This window comes from Sphingobium sp. FG58 (assembly GCF_057809055.1).
In genome coordinates this window covers 23,247-40,917 of sequence record NZ_JBMDJF010000003.1, presented here as the reverse complement: position 1 = coordinate 40,917, position 17,671 = coordinate 23,247, and the positions used below count along the sequence as shown (strand labels likewise).

16 protein-coding genes are annotated in these 17,671 nt (G+C 65.5%); 10 read left to right on the top strand and 6 right to left on the bottom strand.

Going from position 1 to position 17,671, the window contains the following annotated elements; genetic code table 11:
- Positions 1–199 precede the first annotated feature (199 nt).
- From gpmA to ACODR8_RS04915, 8 genes are all read left to right on the top strand, one after another.
- Entirely contained in the window at positions 200–886 is a 687-nt protein-coding gene (gpmA, locus tag ACODR8_RS04950) for a 2,3-diphosphoglycerate-dependent phosphoglycerate mutase (RefSeq protein WP_017182717.1), read from the top strand.
- A 234-nt stretch (positions 887–1,120) separates the two neighbouring features.
- Positions 1,121–1,609 carry a 5-(carboxyamino)imidazole ribonucleotide mutase gene (gene purE, locus ACODR8_RS04945; protein ID WP_489006228.1) on the top strand — a complete coding sequence of 163 codons (489 nt, stop codon included), beginning with the start codon at positions 1,121–1,123 and terminating at the stop codon, positions 1,607–1,609.
- A gap of 8 nt (positions 1,610–1,617) precedes the next feature.
- Positions 1,618–2,688, top strand: a complete 1,071-nt coding sequence (locus tag ACODR8_RS04940; protein ID WP_489006227.1) for a 5-(carboxyamino)imidazole ribonucleotide synthase — start codon at positions 1,618–1,620, stop codon at positions 2,686–2,688.
- The gene (locus tag ACODR8_RS04935; RefSeq protein WP_489006226.1) at positions 2,685–3,167 is read left to right on the top strand and encodes a dihydrofolate reductase; all 483 of its coding nucleotides are present in this window, start codon (positions 2,685–2,687) and stop codon (positions 3,165–3,167) included. The genes ACODR8_RS04940 and ACODR8_RS04935 overlap by 4 nt, the downstream gene beginning before the upstream one ends.
- Positions 3,168–3,323: 156 nt before the next feature.
- The gene (locus ACODR8_RS04930) at positions 3,324–4,265 is read left to right on the top strand and encodes a bifunctional riboflavin kinase/FAD synthetase (protein WP_489006225.1); all 942 of its coding nucleotides are present in this window, start codon (positions 3,324–3,326) and stop codon (positions 4,263–4,265) included.
- A 141-nt stretch (positions 4,266–4,406) separates the two neighbouring features.
- Complete coding sequence (locus tag ACODR8_RS04925; RefSeq protein ID WP_489006224.1) at positions 4,407–7,343, top strand: isoleucine--tRNA ligase; 2,937 nt, start codon at positions 4,407–4,409, stop codon at positions 7,341–7,343.
- A 121-nt stretch (positions 7,344–7,464) separates the two neighbouring features.
- Positions 7,465–7,980, top strand: a complete 516-nt coding sequence (gene lspA, locus ACODR8_RS04920; RefSeq protein ID WP_489006223.1) for a signal peptidase II — start codon at positions 7,465–7,467, stop codon at positions 7,978–7,980.
- Complete coding sequence (locus ACODR8_RS04915) at positions 7,977–8,393, top strand: DUF3035 domain-containing protein (protein ID WP_489006222.1); 417 nt, start codon at positions 7,977–7,979, stop codon at positions 8,391–8,393. The genes lspA and ACODR8_RS04915 overlap by 4 nt, the downstream gene beginning before the upstream one ends.
- A gap of 185 nt (positions 8,394–8,578) precedes the next feature.
- Here the strand turns inward: ACODR8_RS04915 and dxs are convergent, their stop codons facing one another.
- The 5 genes from dxs to ACODR8_RS04890 are packed head-to-tail and all read right to left on the bottom strand — an operon-like array spanning position 8,579 to position 13,631.
- Complete coding sequence (gene dxs / locus ACODR8_RS04910; protein ID WP_489006221.1) at positions 8,579–10,507, bottom strand: 1-deoxy-D-xylulose-5-phosphate synthase; 1,929 nt, start codon at positions 10,505–10,507, stop codon at positions 8,579–8,581.
- Positions 10,508–10,556: 49 nt separating this feature from the next.
- Positions 10,557–11,024 (bottom strand): Fur family transcriptional regulator, encoded by a 468-nt coding sequence (locus ACODR8_RS04905; RefSeq protein ID WP_217671895.1) that lies wholly within the window; start codon positions 11,022–11,024, stop codon positions 10,557–10,559.
- Positions 11,025–11,068: 44 nt separating this feature from the next.
- Positions 11,069–11,395, bottom strand: coding sequence for a DUF423 domain-containing protein (locus ACODR8_RS04900; RefSeq protein WP_217671897.1), 327 nt, complete (start codon positions 11,393–11,395; stop codon positions 11,069–11,071).
- The gene (locus ACODR8_RS04895) at positions 11,392–13,209 is read right to left on the bottom strand and encodes a cation:proton antiporter domain-containing protein (protein ID WP_489006220.1); all 1,818 of its coding nucleotides are present in this window, start codon (positions 13,207–13,209) and stop codon (positions 11,392–11,394) included. Before ACODR8_RS04895 ends, ACODR8_RS04900 begins: the two co-directional genes overlap by 4 nt.
- Entirely contained in the window at positions 13,209–13,631 is a 423-nt protein-coding gene (locus tag ACODR8_RS04890) for an iron-sulfur cluster assembly scaffold protein (protein ID WP_489006219.1), read from the bottom strand. The genes ACODR8_RS04895 and ACODR8_RS04890 overlap by 1 nt, the downstream gene beginning before the upstream one ends.
- A 193-nt stretch (positions 13,632–13,824) precedes the next feature.
- On the opposite strand from ACODR8_RS04890, the gene ACODR8_RS04885 reads away from it, so the two are divergent.
- On the top strand, positions 13,825–14,274 hold the full coding sequence (locus ACODR8_RS04885) for a YaiI/YqxD family protein (RefSeq protein ID WP_489006218.1): 450 nt from the start codon (positions 13,825–13,827) through the stop codon (positions 14,272–14,274).
- The gene (locus ACODR8_RS04880; protein ID WP_489006217.1) at positions 14,274–15,446 is read left to right on the top strand and encodes a BaiN/RdsA family NAD(P)/FAD-dependent oxidoreductase; all 1,173 of its coding nucleotides are present in this window, start codon (positions 14,274–14,276) and stop codon (positions 15,444–15,446) included. Before ACODR8_RS04885 ends, ACODR8_RS04880 begins: the two co-directional genes overlap by 1 nt.
- Positions 15,447–15,588: 142 nt before the next feature.
- Here the strand turns inward: ACODR8_RS04880 and ACODR8_RS04875 are convergent, their stop codons facing one another.
- Positions 15,589–17,643 (bottom strand): transglycosylase domain-containing protein, encoded by a 2,055-nt coding sequence (locus ACODR8_RS04875; RefSeq protein WP_489006216.1) that lies wholly within the window; start codon positions 17,641–17,643, stop codon positions 15,589–15,591.
- Between the last annotated feature and the right edge of the window lie 28 nt (positions 17,644–17,671).

Genomic DNA, 17,671 nt, shown 5'->3' with positions numbered 1-17,671 from the left:
TTTGGTCGCTATGGGGAGCTTTGCATAATCAGGGCCTTCCTTTCCCCGTTCGCCCTGAGCCTGTCGAAGGGCCGCACTTCTTGAAGAGAAGGACAAGGCTTCGACAGGCTCAGCCCGAACGGGTGTGGGGTTGGCGAATTGTGCCGCCGTCCCGTGATGGGAACTTATATTGTCCGCTCTTGCGCAGGAGACGTGCCCGATGCCCACCCTCGTCCTAATCCGCCATGGCCAGTCGTCATGGAATCTGGAAAACCGCTTCACCGGCTGGTGGGATGTGGACGTGACCGAGAAGGGCGCGGGCGAAGCACGGGCGGCGGGGCAGTTGATGAAGGCCAAGGGGCTGGATTTCGACCAATGCTATACCTCGCTCCAGACGCGCGCGATCAAGACGCTCAATCTGGCGCTGGAGGAAATGGGGCGGCTGTGGCTGCCGGTGGAGAAGGACTGGCGGCTGAATGAGCGCCATTATGGCGGGCTGACGGGCCTGGACAAGGCGGAGACGGCGGCCAAGCATGGCGACGCGCAGGTCAAGATATGGCGCCGCAGCTTCGACATTCCGCCGCCGGTGCTGGAAGCGGGCAGCGAGTTCGACCTGAGCAAGGATCGCCGCTATGCGGGGATCGCTATCCCCTCGACCGAGAGCCTGAAGGACACGATCGCGCGCGTGCTGCCCTATTGGGAAAGCCGCATCGCGCCGGACCTGAAGGCGGGCAAGCGGGTGCTGATTTCGGCCCATGGCAATTCGCTGCGTGCGCTGGTCAAGCATCTGTCGAACATTCCCGACGATGAGATCACCGAACTGGAAATCCCGACCGGCCAGCCGATCGTCTATGAACTGGCGGACGATCTGAGCGCGATCGAGCGCTATTATCTGTCGGAGCGGTAATCCTCCCCGGCACGGGGAGGGGGACCGCGCCCGCAGGGCGTGGTGGAGGGGGCAGGCCCCACGCGCTTCCATTCGCCGTTGCGCTTTGCCGCCAGCCCCCTCCGTCGCGCTGCGCGCGCCACCTCCCCGCAAGCGGGGAGGAAATACGACATTGCCCCCCGACGGGCTGGCCGCTAAGGGGCTTTGCTTTCCGGGCGGCACCGTAGCGGCCGCGCCATGAGGGGAAGCACGGGCATGAGCGGGGCAATCGAGGTCGGCATCATCATGGGGTCGCGGTCCGACTGGGACACGATGCGCCATGCCGCCGAAACGCTGGACGCGCTGGGCGTGGCCCATGAATGCAAGGTGGTGTCGGCGCACCGCACCCCGCAGAGGCTGTATGATTATGCGACGAGCGCGGTGGATCGCGGCCTGAAGGTCGTCATCGCGGGTGCTGGCGGCGCGGCGCATCTGCCGGGCATGTGTGCGTCGATGACGCGGCTGCCGGTGCTGGGCGTGCCGGTCGAATCGAAGGCGCTGAAGGGCATGGATTCGCTGCTGTCGATCGTCCAGATGCCCGGCGGCATCCCCGTGGCGACGCTGGCTATCGGCAAGCCCGGCGCGATCAATGCCGGGCTGCTGGCTGCGGCGATCCTGGCGACCCATGATCCGGCGCTCGCCGAGCGGCTGGACGCCTGGCGCGCGAAGCAGACCGATGCGGTCGCCGAAACGGTCGAGGACTGAGCCGCCCCATGACGACCATTGCGCCCGGTTCGACCATCGGCATCCTTGGCGGCGGCCAGCTGGGCCGGATGATCGCCATTGCCGCCGCGCAGTTGGGCTATTGCACCGCCATCTATGCGCCGGAGGAGAGCGGCCCCGCCGCTGACGTGTCGCCGCGCTGGACGCGGGGCAGCTATGACGACGCGGCGGCGCTGGCGGCCTTTGCCGATGGCGTCGATGTCGTCACCTATGAGTTTGAGAATATCGATCCGGCGGCGGTCGAGGTGCTGGCCACGCACGGGCTGGTCCGTCCCGGCGCGCAGGCGCTGCGCGTGGCGCAGGACCGGCTGGCGGAAAAGCGCTTCGTTTGCGATCTGGGCGGGCTGACCGCGCCGTTCGCGCCGGTCGAAGATCTGGACGATCTGGAGGCGGCCATCGCGCAGGTCGGCAGCCGGGCGATCCTGAAAACCAACCGCATGGGCTATGACGGCAAGGGGCAGGCGCGGCTCAACGAGCCGGGCGACGCGGTCGGCGCATGGAACGCGATCGGGCGGCAGAGCGCGATCCTGGAAGGCTTTGTGACCTTTGCCGAGGAATTTTCGGTCATATTGGTGCGCGGCGCGGATGGTGAAGTGCGCTTCTGGGACAGTTCTGCCAATGTCCATGTCGACGGTATCCTCGACACGTCGATCGCGCCCGCCGGGCCGCTGATCGAGGGGCAGGTGCCTGCTGCGCGTGCGCTGGCGCGCAAGATTGCCGATGCGCTGGACTATGTCGGCGTGCTGACCTGCGAATTTTTCGCCAGCGCCGACGGACCGGTGTTCAACGAAATGGCGCCGCGTGTTCACAATAGCGGTCACGGCACGATCGAGGGCGCGTTGACGAGCCAGTTCGAAAATCATGTCCGCGCGATTTGCGGCCTGCCGCTGGGCGACACTGCGCTGGCGGCGCGGCGGGTAGAGATGCGCAACCTGATCGGCGACGACGCGCATGACTGGCTGGCGATCCTGTCCGACCCGGCCAACCATCTGCACCTGTACGGCAAGCATGAAGCGCGGCCGGGGCGCAAGATGGGGCATGTGACGCGGCTGGTGCTGTGAGCGAGATCGTGCTGATCCTGGCCCGCGCCGATAATGGCGTGATCGGGCGGGATGGCGATCTGCCCTGGCGGCTTCCGGCGGACCTCAAGCGGTTCAAGGCGCTGACGCTGGGGCATCCGATGATCATGGGGCGCAAGACGTTCGACAGCCTGCCGGGCTTGCTGCCGGGGCGTCGCCATATCGTGCTGACCCGTGACGGCAAGTGGACGGGCGCGGGGGCGGAGGTGGCGCATGATGTCGCGGGCGCGCTGGCGCTGGCCGATGCGCCGAGCGTGATGGTGATTGGCGGGGCGGAAATCTATCGACTGTTCCTGGGCCAGGCGCATCGGATCGAGCTGACGGAAGTGCATCTGGACGCGGTGGGGGACGCCAGCATTGCCTATCCCGATCCGGCCGACTGGGCGGAAGTGGCGCGCGAGGATCATGGCGCGCTGGATGGACGGCCTGCCTATAGTTTCGTGACGCTCAAGCGTGAATAATTATCCGTTCGGGCTGAGCGAAGTCGAAGCCTTCTCCTGAGCGAAGCGAAGGCTCCTCACTATGTTCGGAGTAGCCCTTCGACTTCGCTCAGGGCGAACGGGAGGAGTGGAGATGTCGCATTGCCACGCCGTCGCCACCCCCCTATAGGCCGCGCCATGGAGCGGCTGACAAGCGGCGCCCCGGTCCCGGCGCATTTGCGCGGGGCCATCATGGCGCTGGGCAATTTTGACGGGTTTCACGCCGGGCATCAGGCCGTGGTCGGCCATGCGATAGACCGCGCCCGTGCCGAGGGGCGTCCCGTCATCGTCGCGACATTCGATCCCCATCCGATGAGGCTGTTCCGTCCCGATACGCCGCATTTTCGTCTGACCACGCTGGACCAGCGGCAGGCTTTGTTCGCCGCCGCCGGGGCGGACGCGATGATGGTGTTCGCCTTTACCCCGGAACTGGCGGCGCTCGATCCGGCGGCGTTCGTGCGCCTGCTGGCCGTCGATATGGGCGTGGCCGGGGTGGTGACGGGGCAGGACTTCACCTTTGGCAAGGGGCGGGCCGGGTCGGTGGCGCTTCTGTCCGAACTGGGCGCGCCATGGGATATGTGGGCGCAGGCAGTTGCGCCCGTGACGGATGCCGATGGGGCGGTGATTTCGTCCAGCCGCATTCGCGCGGCGTTGCAGGCGGGCGATTGCGCCACCGCGACCCGGCTGCTGACCCGGCCCTTCACGATCGAGGGCGTGGTGCAGCATGGCGACAAGCTGGGTCGCACGATCGGTTTCCCGACCGCCAATGTCGATATGGGCAGCTATTTGCGCCCGGCCTATGGCATTTATGCGGTGCGCGGGATCTTGCCCGACGGGCGGGTGCTGGACGGCGCGGCGAATCTGGGCATCCGTCCGACCTTCGACCCGCCCAAGGAATTGCTGGAGCCGCATTTCTTCGACTTTGCCGAGAGCCTGTATGACCAGTGCATTGCCGTGCAACTGATCGCCTTCCTGCGGGCGGAGGCGAAATATGACGGGCTGGACGCGCTGATCGCACAGATCGCGCGCGACTGCACGCAAGCACGGCAAATCCTTGCGGGAACGCCTTACGTCGCCTAATGGCGGCTTGTTTTCTCACCCGTTCGGGCTGAGCGAAGTCGAAGCCTTCCACTGAGCGGAGCGAAGTGACCTCCCTATCGGTCGGTCGAGCCCTTCGACTTCGCTCAGGGCGAACGGTCATTAGCAGATACCGGACCCAATATGACCGACGCACCTGACTATAAGTCCACCGTTTTCCTGCCCGTCACCGACTTTCCGATGAAGGCCGGCCTGGCGCAGAAGGAACCCGCGATTGCGGCGAAGTGGGAGGCGATGGGTCTGTATGACCGGCTGCGCGAGCGGCGCAAGGGGCGCGAGCGCTTCATCCTGCATGACGGCCCGCCCTACGCCAATGGCGACATCCATATGGGCCATGCGATGAACAAGGTGCTGAAGGACATCATCGTCCGTTCGCAATCGCTGCTGGGCAAGGATGCGCCCTATGTGCCGGGCTGGGACTGTCATGGCCTGCCGATCGAATGGAAGATCGAGGAGGAATATCGCAAGAAGAAGCTGAACAAGGACGAGGTGCCAGCGCAGGAATTCCGCGCCCAGTGCCGCGCCTATGCCGACAAATGGGTGGGTGTGCAGAAGGAGCAGTTCAAGCGTCTGGGCGTGATGGGCGACTGGGCCGATCCATACCTGACGATGAAGTTCGATGCCGAGGCGACGATCGTCGGCGAATTGCTCAAATTCGCGGAAAGCGGCCAGCTCTATCGCGGGGCCAAGCCGGTGATGTGGTCCCCGGTCGAAAAAACCGCGCTGGCCGAGGCTGAGGTGGAATATGAGGATGTCGTGTCGACGCAGATCGACGTGGCGTTCGAGATTGTCAGCGCGCCCAATGCGCCGGAGCTGGTTGGCGCGCACGCGGTGATCTGGACGACGACGCCCTGGACGATCCCGGTTAACCAGGCGATCGCGTTTGGGGAGGGGATTGAGTATTCGGCTATTCGTGATCCAGATGGTCGGGTTTATTTGATGGCGGATGAGCTTCAGCAAGCATCCGCTTTCCGTCACGCCGTTTATCTTCGTCATTCCCGCGAAGGCGGGAATCCATCTCCTGACGTTCCAGCGGTCACAGCGCCGGAGATGGATCCCCGCCTTCGCGGGGATGACAACATCATTTGGAGGGGCAAAGGCACCGATCTCGCCGGTGCCGTTGCCCGCCATCCGATGCATGCGCTCGGCGGCTTCTTCGCCCGGCCCCGTCCCTTCCTCCCCGCCGATCACGTCACCACCGATGCGGGCACCGGCCTTGTCCATATGGCGCCCGACCATGGCGAGGAGGATTTCATTGCGTGCAAGGCGCTGGGGATCGACCCGGTGTTTGCGGTCAATGATGCGGGTTTTTATCGCGACGATTGGGAGTGGCTGCCGGGGCAGGGCAGCGTCATCAACACCAAGTTCAACGGCGCGGACGGCCCGATCTGTAACGACCTGCGCGCGGCTGGCGCGCTGCTGTCGGCCAGCGAGTTCAAGCATAGCTATCCTCATAGCTGGCGGTCGAAGGCGCGGATCATCTATCGTTGCACCCCGCAATGGTTCATTCCGATGGACAAGCCCAGCGGGCAGGTGGCGGACTATCCGCTGCCGCCGCTGGAGCCGGTTACCGGGGCGCTGGCTGCAATCCTGCCGACCAACGGCCCGACCCTGCGCGGCGTGGCGCTCGATGCGATCGCCAATACACGCTGGGTGCCGGAGCGGTCGCGGAACCGTATCAATGCGATGGTCAGCGATCGTCCCGACTGGGTGATCAGCCGCCAGCGGGCCTGGGGCGTGCCGATCGCGCTCTATGTGCATCGCAAGAGTGGGCAATATCTGGTTGATTCAGCAGTCAATGCCCGCATCATCGAAGCGTTCAAGGGCGCGGGGGCGGACGCCTGGTTCGGGGCGGATCATCAGGCGCTGTTGGGGCCGGATTACGACCTCAACGACTATGAGGTCGTGACCGACATTCTCGACGTGTGGTTCGATTCCGGGTCGACCCATAGTTTCGTGGTGGAAGCCTGCTATGGCGAGGGCGTGCGCGCCGACCTGTATCTGGAGGGGTCGGATCAGCATCGCGGCTGGTTCCAGTCGTCGCTGCTGGAATCCAGCGGCACGCGCGGGCGTGCGCCCTATGACGCAGTGTTGACCCACGGCTTCGCGCTCGACGGCACCGGGCGCAAAATGTCCAAGTCGCTGGGCAATGTGGTCGATCCGCTCAAGATCATGGGCGAAAGCGGCGCGGATATCTTGCGCGTCTGGGTCGCCAGCACCGATTATTTCGATGATGTGCGCATCGGCAAGGAAGTGCTGGCCGGGTCGTCCGACGCCTATCGCAAATTGCGCAATACTTTCCGCTACATGCTGGGTGCTCTTGCCGATTATGATGAAGAGGCTGAGGCGGTATCCTATGCGGAAATGCCGGAGCTGGAGCGTTATATGCTCCACCGGCTGGCGACGCTGGACGCGGAATTGCGGTCGGTCGTGGACAAGGCGGCGGGCAGCGACAATTGGCTGGAGTTCAGCCGCTACACCCGCGCGCTGTTCGATTTCGCCAATAGCGACCTGTCGGCCTTCTTCTTCGATATCCGCAAGGACTGCCTCTATTGCGATGCGCCGTCGGACCCCAAACGCCGCGCCTATCGCACGTTGCTCGATACGCTGTTCCACGCGCTGGTCCGCTATGCCGCGCCGATCATCCCCTTCACTGCTGAGGAAGTATGGCAAAGCCGATTTCCAAGTGACGAGGAAAGCGTGCATTTTCTGGAATGGCCGGAGATCGACCGTCACTGGATCAACGCGCATCTGGACGAAAAATGGACCGAGCTGCGAAGCCAGCGCGAACAGGTGAACGAGGCGATCGAGCCATTGCGGCGCGAGAAGATCGTTCGCTCCAGCCTGGAGGCCGATGTCACCATGGGCCAGGTGCTGGCCGTGGGCGACGTTGATTTCGCCGAAGTCGCGATCGTCGCGCGGGTGACCATGGGCGAGGGCGACGGCATCAGCGTCCAGCCCAGCGAATGGCATAAATGCGGGCGCTGCTGGCGGTTGCTGCCCGAAGTTGCCGAGGATGGCGCATTGTGCGACCGGTGTGATGATGTGGTGAAGGCTTGACGACCATTGCACAGTTTCGTCATCCCGGACTCGATCCGGGATCCAGGGCGGCGCTGCACCGACCCTGGATGCTGACTTTCGTCAGCATGACGATATGTTTTTAGGCTGAGACAACAGAACCATGCCCACCCCTATCAACCACCGCCCGCTGGGGCTGACCGTCGCGATCGTGACGTTGGCGCTCGACCAGCTCATCAAATATGCCGTCACCTATCCGCTGGCGCTCAAGAGCCGGGCGGATACGGGCATCGAGATTTTGCCGATCTTTCGCCTGCGCTGGCTGGAAAATCGGGGGGTGTCGATGGGCTTTTTCCATGCCGATACCGACCTGATGCGCTGGGCGCTGGTGGGGATGACCATTTTGATCGCTGGCTTTGTCGGCGTGTGGATGTGGCGGGAAAAGGCGCGGCAGGATGTCGCGGCGCTGGGGCTGGTGCTGGGCGGGGCGATCGGCAATATCGTCGACCGGATCAGGCTGGGCTATGTCGTTGATTATGCGGACCTGCACTTTGGCGCATGGCGGCCCTTCCTGATTTTCAACCTGGCTGACGCAGCGATCACCATCGGCGTGCTGATCCTGCTTGCGCGGGCGTTGCTGCTGCGCGACAAGGGCGCAAATACGGAGACTTTGAAGTGAAGCTTAAACTGATCCTTGCCGCCGGTCTGCTCTCTACCCTGTCGGCCTGTGGCGGCGGCGGTGGCCTGTTCAACCGCGAACGGCCCGATGAATTTGCGGTGTCGCGTCAGGCGCCGTTGGTGATCCCGCCCGATTTCGCGCTGGTCCCGCCCGCGCCCGGCACGCCTTCGTCCAACGCGGTCGATTCGAGCAAGGCGGCAATGGAAGCGATGTTCGGCGGCCCGGCCCAGCGCAGCGCGACCGAAACATCGACGCTGAACGCGGCGGGTCGCGTCAATGCAGCGGCGGGCATCCGCTCGACCGCGGGCGATCCGGGGACCGAAGTGGTCGACAAGGGGGCGACGACACGCGACATCATTGCAGCGCCTGAAGGCGACGGGCAGGACGCACGGGCGGCCACGCCGCAGCAGTAAGGAATGGAAAAGGGGCCGAATGGCCCCTTTTTGTTGCGTGGTAAATACCGGGACATCCTCCCCTGCAAGGGGAGGTGGATGGCCGGAAGGCCAGACGGAGGGGTATCGCCCTATCGAGAGGGTGACACCCCTCCACCATTCGCTACGCGAACGGTCCCCCTCCCCTTGCAGGGGAGGATCTTTTTTCAGGCCCGCGCTTCTGTTCCCACGCTGTTGTGCCGCAACGCTGTCAGCACAGTGTCGATGATGGCATCGGCGTCCAGGCGGGCGTCGGCATATTGTTTTTCGGGCTTGTCCTGATCCTGAAACATGTCCGGCAGGCGCAGGGTGCGTAGTTTCAGGCCGTTGTCGATGAGGCCCAGGTCGCTGGCCAGTGTCAGCACATGCGCGCCAAGCCCGCCGATTGCGCCTTCCTCTATCGTCACGGCGACTTCGTGGGTGGTGAGCAGGCGGCGGATCATCGCTTCGTCGAGTGGCTTGGCAAAGCGCAGGTCGGCGACGGTGGTGGACAGGCCGCGCGCTTCCAATGCTTCGGCGGCTTTCAGCGCTTCCTCCAGCCGCGTGCCGAGCGAGAGGATCGCGACCTGCCGCCCGTCGCGCACGATGCGGCCCTTGCCGATTTCCAGCCGTTCGGGGACCACCGGCATATCGACGCCGGTGCCGTTGCCGCGCGGGTAGCGCAGCGCGATCGGGCCGCTGTCGTGGCAGGCGGCGGTGTGGGTCATGTGGACCAGTTCGGCTTCGTCTGCTGCCGCCATCACCACCATATTGGGCAGGGTGGCGAGATAGGTGACGTCGAAACTGCCCGCATGGGTTGAGCCGTCCGCACCGACAAGGCCCGCGCGGTCGATGGCGAATCGGACCGGCAGGTTCTGGATCGCGACGTCATGGACGACCTGATCATAGGCGCGTTGCAGGAAGGTCGAATAGATCGCGCAGAAAGGCCGCATCCCCTGAGCGGCGAGGCCCGCGGCGAAGGTGACGGCATGTTGTTCGGCGATGCCGACGTCAAAGCAGCGATCGGGGAAAGCGGTCGCGAATTTGTCGAGACCGGTGCCGGACGGCATGGCGGCGGTGATGGCGCAGACGGTCGGATCGCGCTGCGCTTCGGCGATCAGCGCCTGCGCAAAGACATTGGTGTAGCTGGGCGGGCCGGGTGGTGCCTTGGCCTGGGTGCCGGTGATGACGTCGAATTTCTGGACGCCATGATATTTGTCGTCGGCGGCTTCGGCGGGGCCGTAGCCCTTGCCCTTTTGCGTGACGACATGGATCAGGCACGGCCCTTCGGCGGCGTCGCGGACATTTTCCAGCACCGGGATCAACTGGTCGAGATTATGGCCGTCGACCGGGCCGACATAGTAAAAGCCCAGTTCCTCGAACAAGGTGCCGCCCATCGCCATGCCGCGGGCGAATTCGTCGGTCTTTCGCGCGGCATTGTGGAGCGGGCGGGGCAGCTTGCGCGCCAGCCGCTTGGCAAGGTCACGCAGGCCCAGAAATTCGCGGCTGGACACGAGCCGCGCCAGATAGCCCGACAGGCCACCGACGGGCGGGGCGATCGACATGTCATTGTCGTTCAGAATGACGATCAGGCGATTGCCCGCCGCCTGCGCATTGTTCATCGCCTCATAGGCCATGCCCGCCGACATGGCGCCGTCGCCGATGACGGCGATGCCCTTGCCCGGCTGATCCTGCATCTTGTTGGCGATGGCAAAGCCCAAAGCCGCGCTGATCGAGGTGGAGCTGTGCGCCGCGCCGAACGGGTCATAATCGGATTCGGACCGCTTGGTGAAGCCCGACAGGCCGCCCCCCTGACGCAAGGTGCGGATGCGGTCGCGCCGCCCGGTCAGGATTTTGTGCGGGTAACATTGATGCCCCACGTCCCAGATCAGCTTGTCGCGGGGCGTATCGAACACATAATGGATGGCGGTGGTGAGTTCCACGACGCCAAGCCCGGACCCCAGATGGCCGCCGGTGACGCCGACGGCGGCGATCACTTCCTGCCGCAGTTCGTCGGCAAGTTGCCGCAGCTGCTCCGGCTTGAGGGCGCGCAGGTCGGACGGCCAGATCACCTGGTCGAGCAACGGGGTTTCGGGACGATCGTTCATAAAAGGCATAGACTCGTCAGGGCGCTAGGCCGTTCCGTCGCGAAGCGCAACGATCCACTTATGCGGCGCATTTGGCGCATGTCCCCAAAATCTCGATCACCGGGCGTTCGGGCCTGAACCCTTCCTGCTCGGCGACGGCGCGGACCTGGTTGGTGACCTTGTCATCATCGAGGTGCGTGGCCTGCTTGCAGGTGCGGCACACCAGGAAGATGCAGTCATGGTGGCAGCCGGGATGGGCGTTGGCGATATAGGCGTTGGCGCTTTCCACCCGCATCGCGATATTGTTGGTCACGAACAGGTCGAGGATGCGATAGACGCTGTTGGGCGCGACCCGCTTGCCGCGCGCCTTGGACACGGTATCGGCGATGTCATAGGCCGATGCGGGCTTTTCCTCCGCCGCCAGCGCATCGAAAATGGCCGCGCGCATGGGCGTCCATTGCTCGCTCTGCGCTTCCAGCGTGACGCGCGCGGCGTCGGCCAGCCGGGTGCCGGTGGGTTCGTGATGATGATGGTGATGGTCGGCCATGACGTCAATCTAGGCCGGGTCAGTGGCGGGGGCAAGGGCGCGCGTCAGCGTTGCCCGAAGGTCCATGCCGCCCACAGCCATCCGGCGATCATCAGCAGGCCGCCGATCGGGGTAATCGCGCCCAGCCATTTGGGCGCGCCCAGCGCCATGGCGTAGAGGGTGAGGGCGAAGATCGCCGCACCGACCAGCAGCAGCGCCGCCGCGCCGCGCGCCACGCCCATGATCGCCAGCGCGGCGACGGCGTGGACCAGTTGGTAGAGGCCGCCGGTGCGCAGCCATTCGACCGCCTTGGCATCGGTAACGCCATGCGCGCCGAACGCGCCCGCGCCGATGGCCAGGGCGGCGGACAGGGCGGCGAAAATCGCGATCATGTCTTGTCTCCATCGCCACGGGTCAGCAGGCGCATGCCCCGGCCGGGGCGGTACATCAGGTCTTTCGCCGCCAGCAGCGTGCCATGTTCGATCTGGAGTGCGAGGCGCTGTTCGTCATTGGCGCGATATTGGCGTTCGACTTCCTCGACCTCCTCAGGCGGAACGCCCAGCGCCTGCATCGCCTGCACGCCCATGCAGATGGCCGATTCATAGACTTCGCGGACGACGGCGGCGAGATCGATATCCTGCAAGGCGAGCAGCTGTTTCCGGTCGAAGGCGCGGACCATGAGGGCCGCCTGCGGGAAAGCCTCCACGATCGGCTGGAGCGTACGGCTGTCGAGCGAGGGATCGTCGATGCAGAAGGCGATCAGCCGGGCTTCGTCGGCACCTGCGCGGTGGAGCAGGTCGATGCGGGTGCCGTCGCCATAATAGACTTTGGTGTCGAACCGCTGCGACACTTCGATCTGGGCGGGCTTCTTGTCGATCGACACGACGGCAAAGCCATGGCCGATCAGCATCTGCGCGACGGTCTGGCCGAAACGGCCATAGCCCACGACGATGGCGGTGCCGCGCGGCGCCTGGTCCGGGCCGGGCAGGTCGGCGCCATCCCTGGGTGCGGCGAATTCGAACCGGCGGGCGAACAGCATCAGGAAGGGCGTGGTCGCCATGGAGAAGGTGACGATGGCGCTGAACAGGCTGGCGGCTTCGGGCGCGATCAGCAGCGCGCCCTGCGCCTGGGCGAACAGGACGAAGCCGAATTCGCCGCCCTGGCTCAGCAACAGGCCAGCGCCCAATGCGGGTCGCCAGTCCATGCCGAACAGGCGCGCTAGGCCCGCGATGATCGCCGCCTTAGTCGCGACCAGGATCAGAGCCATGCCGATGACAAATATCGGGTTGGCGGCGACGGTGGCGAGGTCCAGCACCATGCCGACGGCCAGGAAGAAGAGGCCGAGCAGGATCGAGCGGAAGGGTTCGACGTCGGCCTCAATCTCATGCCGGTAGGGCGAATCGGCGAGCATCACGCCTGCTACGAACGCGCCCAGCGCGGTCGACAGGTGCAGGCTGTGCATCAGCGCGGCGGCGGCCAGCACGGTGAACAGGCCGACGGTGACGAACAGTTCGCGTTCGCCAAAGCGTCCGACCAATGAGAGGAGCGGGCGCAGGATGAAGCGGCCAGCAAGGACGAGGCCTGCAATCGCTGCGACGGTGTAGGCCGCCGTCATCCATCCCGGTGGTCCGCCCGCATCAGCCGGATTGCGGGAGAGCGCCGCGACGATAGTGATCAGCGGGACGATCGAGAGATCCTGAAACAGCAGGATCGAGAATATTTTTTCACCAAATGGCGAATTGATCCGGCCGCTGGATTTGAGGCCCGGCAACACCTGCGCCGTCGAGGAAAGGGCGAGCGGCAGGCCGAGCGCAATCGCCGCGCCCCAGGTGAAGCCGGTGAAATAGAAGATGATCGCGGTAAGGGCGCAGCCGCACAGCACGACCTGCGCCATGCCCAGGGCGAAGATGTCCTTCTTCAAGCGCCAGAGACGGGCGGGATGCAGTTCAAGCCCGACGAGGAACAGCAGCAGTACGATACCGATTTCGGCAATGGCGAGTTTCGATTCGCCCCCGCCGACCAGCCCCAGCCCCTGCGGCCCGACCAGCGCCCCCGCGACGAGATAGCCCAGCACGGCACCAAGCCCGAAGCGGCGGAACAGGATGACGAACAGCAGCGCGGCACCCAGCAGGATGACGCCTTCGGACAGCAGCATTTCGGTTGCGCTGATGGTGGGGCCGCTGGCGGGAGCGGTTGGCGTGGCCATCAGGCGTCGGCCATCCGGGCGGCTTCGGCAATGGCTTCAAAGCCCAGGCGGATCGAGGCGTGGCGGGCGGGATAGCCGCGCGCCGGGGCCAGCACGGCAATACCTGGCCAGAAGTCGAGATCGTCGCTGGCACCGGAAAGATAGGCGGTGAGCCTGTCGCGGGCGTCGGCCAGTTCATCGGCGCTCATGCCGATCGCCTGCGCCGCCATCAGCGACGCGGACGCCTGCCCCAGCGCGCACGCCTTTACGTCAAGACCAATGTCGGCCAACCGCCCGTCGGCCATCGCCACATCCACCGTCACCCGCGACCCGCAAGTAGGCGACCGCCGCTCGACGCTCGCCTGCGGGGCGGGCAGGCGGTGGTGGTGCGGGATGCTGGCGGCGAGCCGCAAAATATCTTTGTTGTAAAGGGGTGCGCTCATTGCGTCCCATGTAGGACAGGATGGGCGTGGGGTGAAGGCGGCGAATGGTCATAGGGGGAAATAATGGGGCCGAGTGTTCCCGCGGAGGCGGGAACCAGTCCCGCCGTTTGAACTGGGTTCCCGCCTGCGCGGGAACACGCTGCGTACATACTCGCCATTGTGAAGTGCCGCCCCCGCGCTTATCGCGCCATCCATGAAGATTCTGGTCGATGCCGATGCCTGTCCTGTGAAGGATGAGATTTACAAGGTCGCCTTTCGCCATGGCGTGCCGGTGACGATCGTCAGCAACAGCCCGATCCGAATCCCTGCGCATGAGCTGCTCGACCGGGTGGTGGTGAGCGACGGGTTCGATGCGGCGGATGACTGGATCGCGGAGCGGGCGGATGCAGGGGCGGTGTGCATCACGGCTGATATCCTGCTGGCGGACAGGTGCCTGAAAGCCGGTGCGGTGGTAATCGCGCCCAATGGCAAGCCCTTCACATTGAGTTCCATCGGCGCGGCGATAGCGACGCGGGCGATCATGGCGGATTTGCGGGCCGGGGGTGAGCAGATTGGTGGGCCACCGCCGTTCGGCAAGAATGACCGGTCGCGATTCCTGTCGGCGCTGGACGAGGCGCTGGTGCGTCTGAAGCGGGGCCGCTGATGGCCGATTGGGACGCGATCATCCTGGGCGCGGGCGCGGCGGGGATGATGTGCGCGGCGATAGCGGGCCAGCGCGGCAGGCGCGTGCTGCTGGTCGACCATGCCGATCAGGTGGGCAAGAAAATCCTGATTTCCGGCGGCGGGCGGTGCAATTTCACCAATGTCGATACGGCGGCGGATCGCTATCTGTCGGCCAATCCGCATTTCGCCAAATCGGCGCTTGGGCGGTATAGCGCGCAGGATTTCATCGCGCTGGTCGATAGCTATGGCATCGCCTGGCATGAAAAGACGCTGGGGCAGCTGTTCTGCGACGGGTCCGCGAAACAGATCGTCGCGATGCTGGAAGAGGAATGCGCCAAGGGCGGCGTGACGCTGGCGCTGGGGCAGCCGGTGGCGGATGTGAGCCATGGTGATGGCCTGTATCGGGTGACGACGGGCGGCGTGGAGCATTGCGCGCCCGCGCTGGTGCTGGCGACCGGCGGGCCGTCGATCCCGAAGATGGGCGCGACCGGCTTTGCCTATGAGGTCGCGCGGCAATTCGGGCTGTCGATTGTCCAGCCCCGGCCTGCGCTGGTGCCGTTTACGCTGGGGACGGAAGAGGCGCTGTTTCAGGCGCTGTCGGGTGTGTCGGCGGACGTCGTAGTGCGGTGGAACAAGGTTCGGTTTCGCGAGGCGGCCTTGTTCACCCATCGCGGGCTGTCGGGACCGGCGATGTTGCAGATTTCCTCCTACTGGCAGCATCGCACGCCGATCCATGTCGATTTCCTGCCCGATCATGGGGCGGACTGGCTGATCGAGGCGAAGCGGGAGCGGCCGCGCGCCAGCCTGCGCAAGCTAGTGGCGCAGGCGTTGACCGAGCGGCTGGCCGATGCGCTGCTGGAGCGGGCCGGGGTGCAGGGCGAGATGGGTACTCTGTCCGACAAGGCGCTGCGGCAATTGGGGGCGCGGCTGCATGACTGGCCGTTCGAGCCGACGGGGACGGAGGGCTATGCCAAGGCCGAAGTGACCGTTGGCGGGATCGCGACGGCGGGCCTGTCATCGCGAACGATGGAGGCGGCCAAGGTGCCGGGGCTGTACGCGATTGGCGAGGCGGTGGACGTGACCGGGTGGCTGGGCGGCTATAATTTCCAATGGGCGTGGGCCAGCGGCTGGGCGGCTGGGCAGGCGGTTTAGGGTTTACCTTGTTCCCCCTCCCGTAAACGGGAGGGGGTTAGGGGGTGGGTCAGCGCTACGTTGCGTTTGCCCACCCCGCTGCGACTAAGACGCTGCGCGCCTAAGTCTCGCTGCCCCTCCCGCTTGCGGGAGGGGAATAGATTTAAGGCCCGCTATCCTCACCCTCTGGCGGTTGCGTGGGCGCGATGCGGGGTGGGGGGGCGTCGGTTGGCGGGGCGGGCTGGTCGGTGGGCAGGCGGATTTGGGCCGGGCCGATATTCACCGTCATGCCGCCTTCGTCGACACCGAGCTGGACATTGCCGATGCCGGTTTCCACGCTGATATTGGCGATGGCGTTGACGAGGTCGGCGTCCTGGGTTTCTTCCGGTGCGTCCTCGACCGTTTCGTTGATCGCGCCGCTCATGAAATTGCGCCAGATGCGCGCGGGGATGCCGCCGCCGGCCGCGCCACCGGGGAGCGGGCTATTGTCGTCATTGCCGATCCAGACGGCGGTGACGAGGCCACCGGCATAGCCGACGAAGATGGCGTCGCGGCTGTCCTGGGTCGTGCCGGTCTTGCCGAAGGTGCTGGTGCGCAGGGCCGCCGCGCTGCCGGTGCCGCGATTGGCGGCGGAGGACAAGAGATCGCGGATCATCGCCAGTTCATCGTCGCCAAAGGATCGCTGGCGCGCCATCAACTTTTCGAACCAGCCCTGCTCTTCGGGCGGCAGGCCGTGGGCGAGGACGGGATAGGCACCCGCCGCGACCGCCGCATAGGCTTCGGCCAGTTCGATCAGCGGAATTTCCGATGTGCCGAGCGCGAGGCTCAGATCCTCGGTGAGCGGTGCGGTGACGCCCAGATCGCGAGCGACCTTGATAACATTGTCGACGCCGACCTTCTGCGTCAGGCGGACGGCGGCGACGTTGCTGGACGCGGCAAAGGCCTGACGCAGGCTGATGCGGCCGCGATATTTGCCGCCATGATTGGCGGGGCGATAGCTGCCGGTGGTGATCGGCGTGTCGTCGATCATATCCTCCGGCGTCATGCCCGCGCGGAAAGCGGCGAGATAGACGAACAGTTTGAAGGTCGATCCGGGCTGGCGCTTGGCCTGCACGGCGCGGTTGAAACTGCTCTTGGTGTAATTTTTGCCGCCGACCATGGCGACGACGCTGCCGTCGGGCTTCATCGCCACCAGTGCGGCCTGCGCGCCGCCCAGCGGCGCGCGGCGGATGGCGGCTTCGGCGAGGCGCTGGATGCGCCAGTCGAGCGTGGTGTCGATCTTTTGCTCACCATAGACCGCCCCCGCCCGGTCGCGCGCCTGCGGCAGCACCCAGTCGGCGAAATAGGTGCCGGTGGTGGCGTCGGGGGTTTCGCGGACGTTGAGGCGGGCAGGGGAAAGGGCGTTGCGTTCGGCCTGGCTGATATAGCCAGCGTCCACCATCGCCTGCGTCACCAGCGCGGCGCGCGCGCGCGCGCCCTTCAGGTTGCTGGTGGGGGCGAGGCGCGAGGGGGCTTTCAGCAGCCCGGCCAGCATCGCGGCCTGCGGGATGGTCAGCCGTTCGGGCGCGCGGTTGAAATAATGGAGCGAGGCGGCGCGCAACCCGTACACATTGTCGCCGAAATAGACGTTGGACAAATAGCGTTCGAGGATCTGGTCCTTGGTCAGCCAGGCTTCGAGCCAGAAGGCGATCATCGCCTCACGCGCCTTGCGGCCCATGGTGCGGTCGCTGGAGAGGAACACGCCCTTGGCCAGCTGCTGGGTGATGGTGCTGCCGCCCTGCGACGATCCGTCCGACCAGAGATTGTGCCAGGCGGCGCGGGCGACGCCGCGCGGATCGACGCCCCAATGGCTGTAGAAGCGGCGATCCTCGATCGCCATGAAGGCTTGCGGGACATGGGCGGGCAGCTGGGCGATGGTGACGGGCGTGTCGATCACCGCGCCGCGGCGGGCGATGAGGTGACTGTCCGCCGACATCAGGCTGATGCTGGGCGGCGCGATCGGCCGCAGCGATCGGGAAAGCGGGGCGGTGACGGCGAGCCAGCCGATCATCAGCATCAGCAGCGCAAGACCCGCTGCGACGATCCAGCCCAATATCTGCAACCGGCGTCGCCAGGGCGTGGGCGGGGCGAAGGCGCTGGGCGGCCCGGCGCCAAATTCGCGCGGGGACAGCGAGGCAGGATCGGCGGTGCTGGACGGATCGGTCATCGGTTCAGCCATGCTGTATTATTCACCTGATACAGTCAAG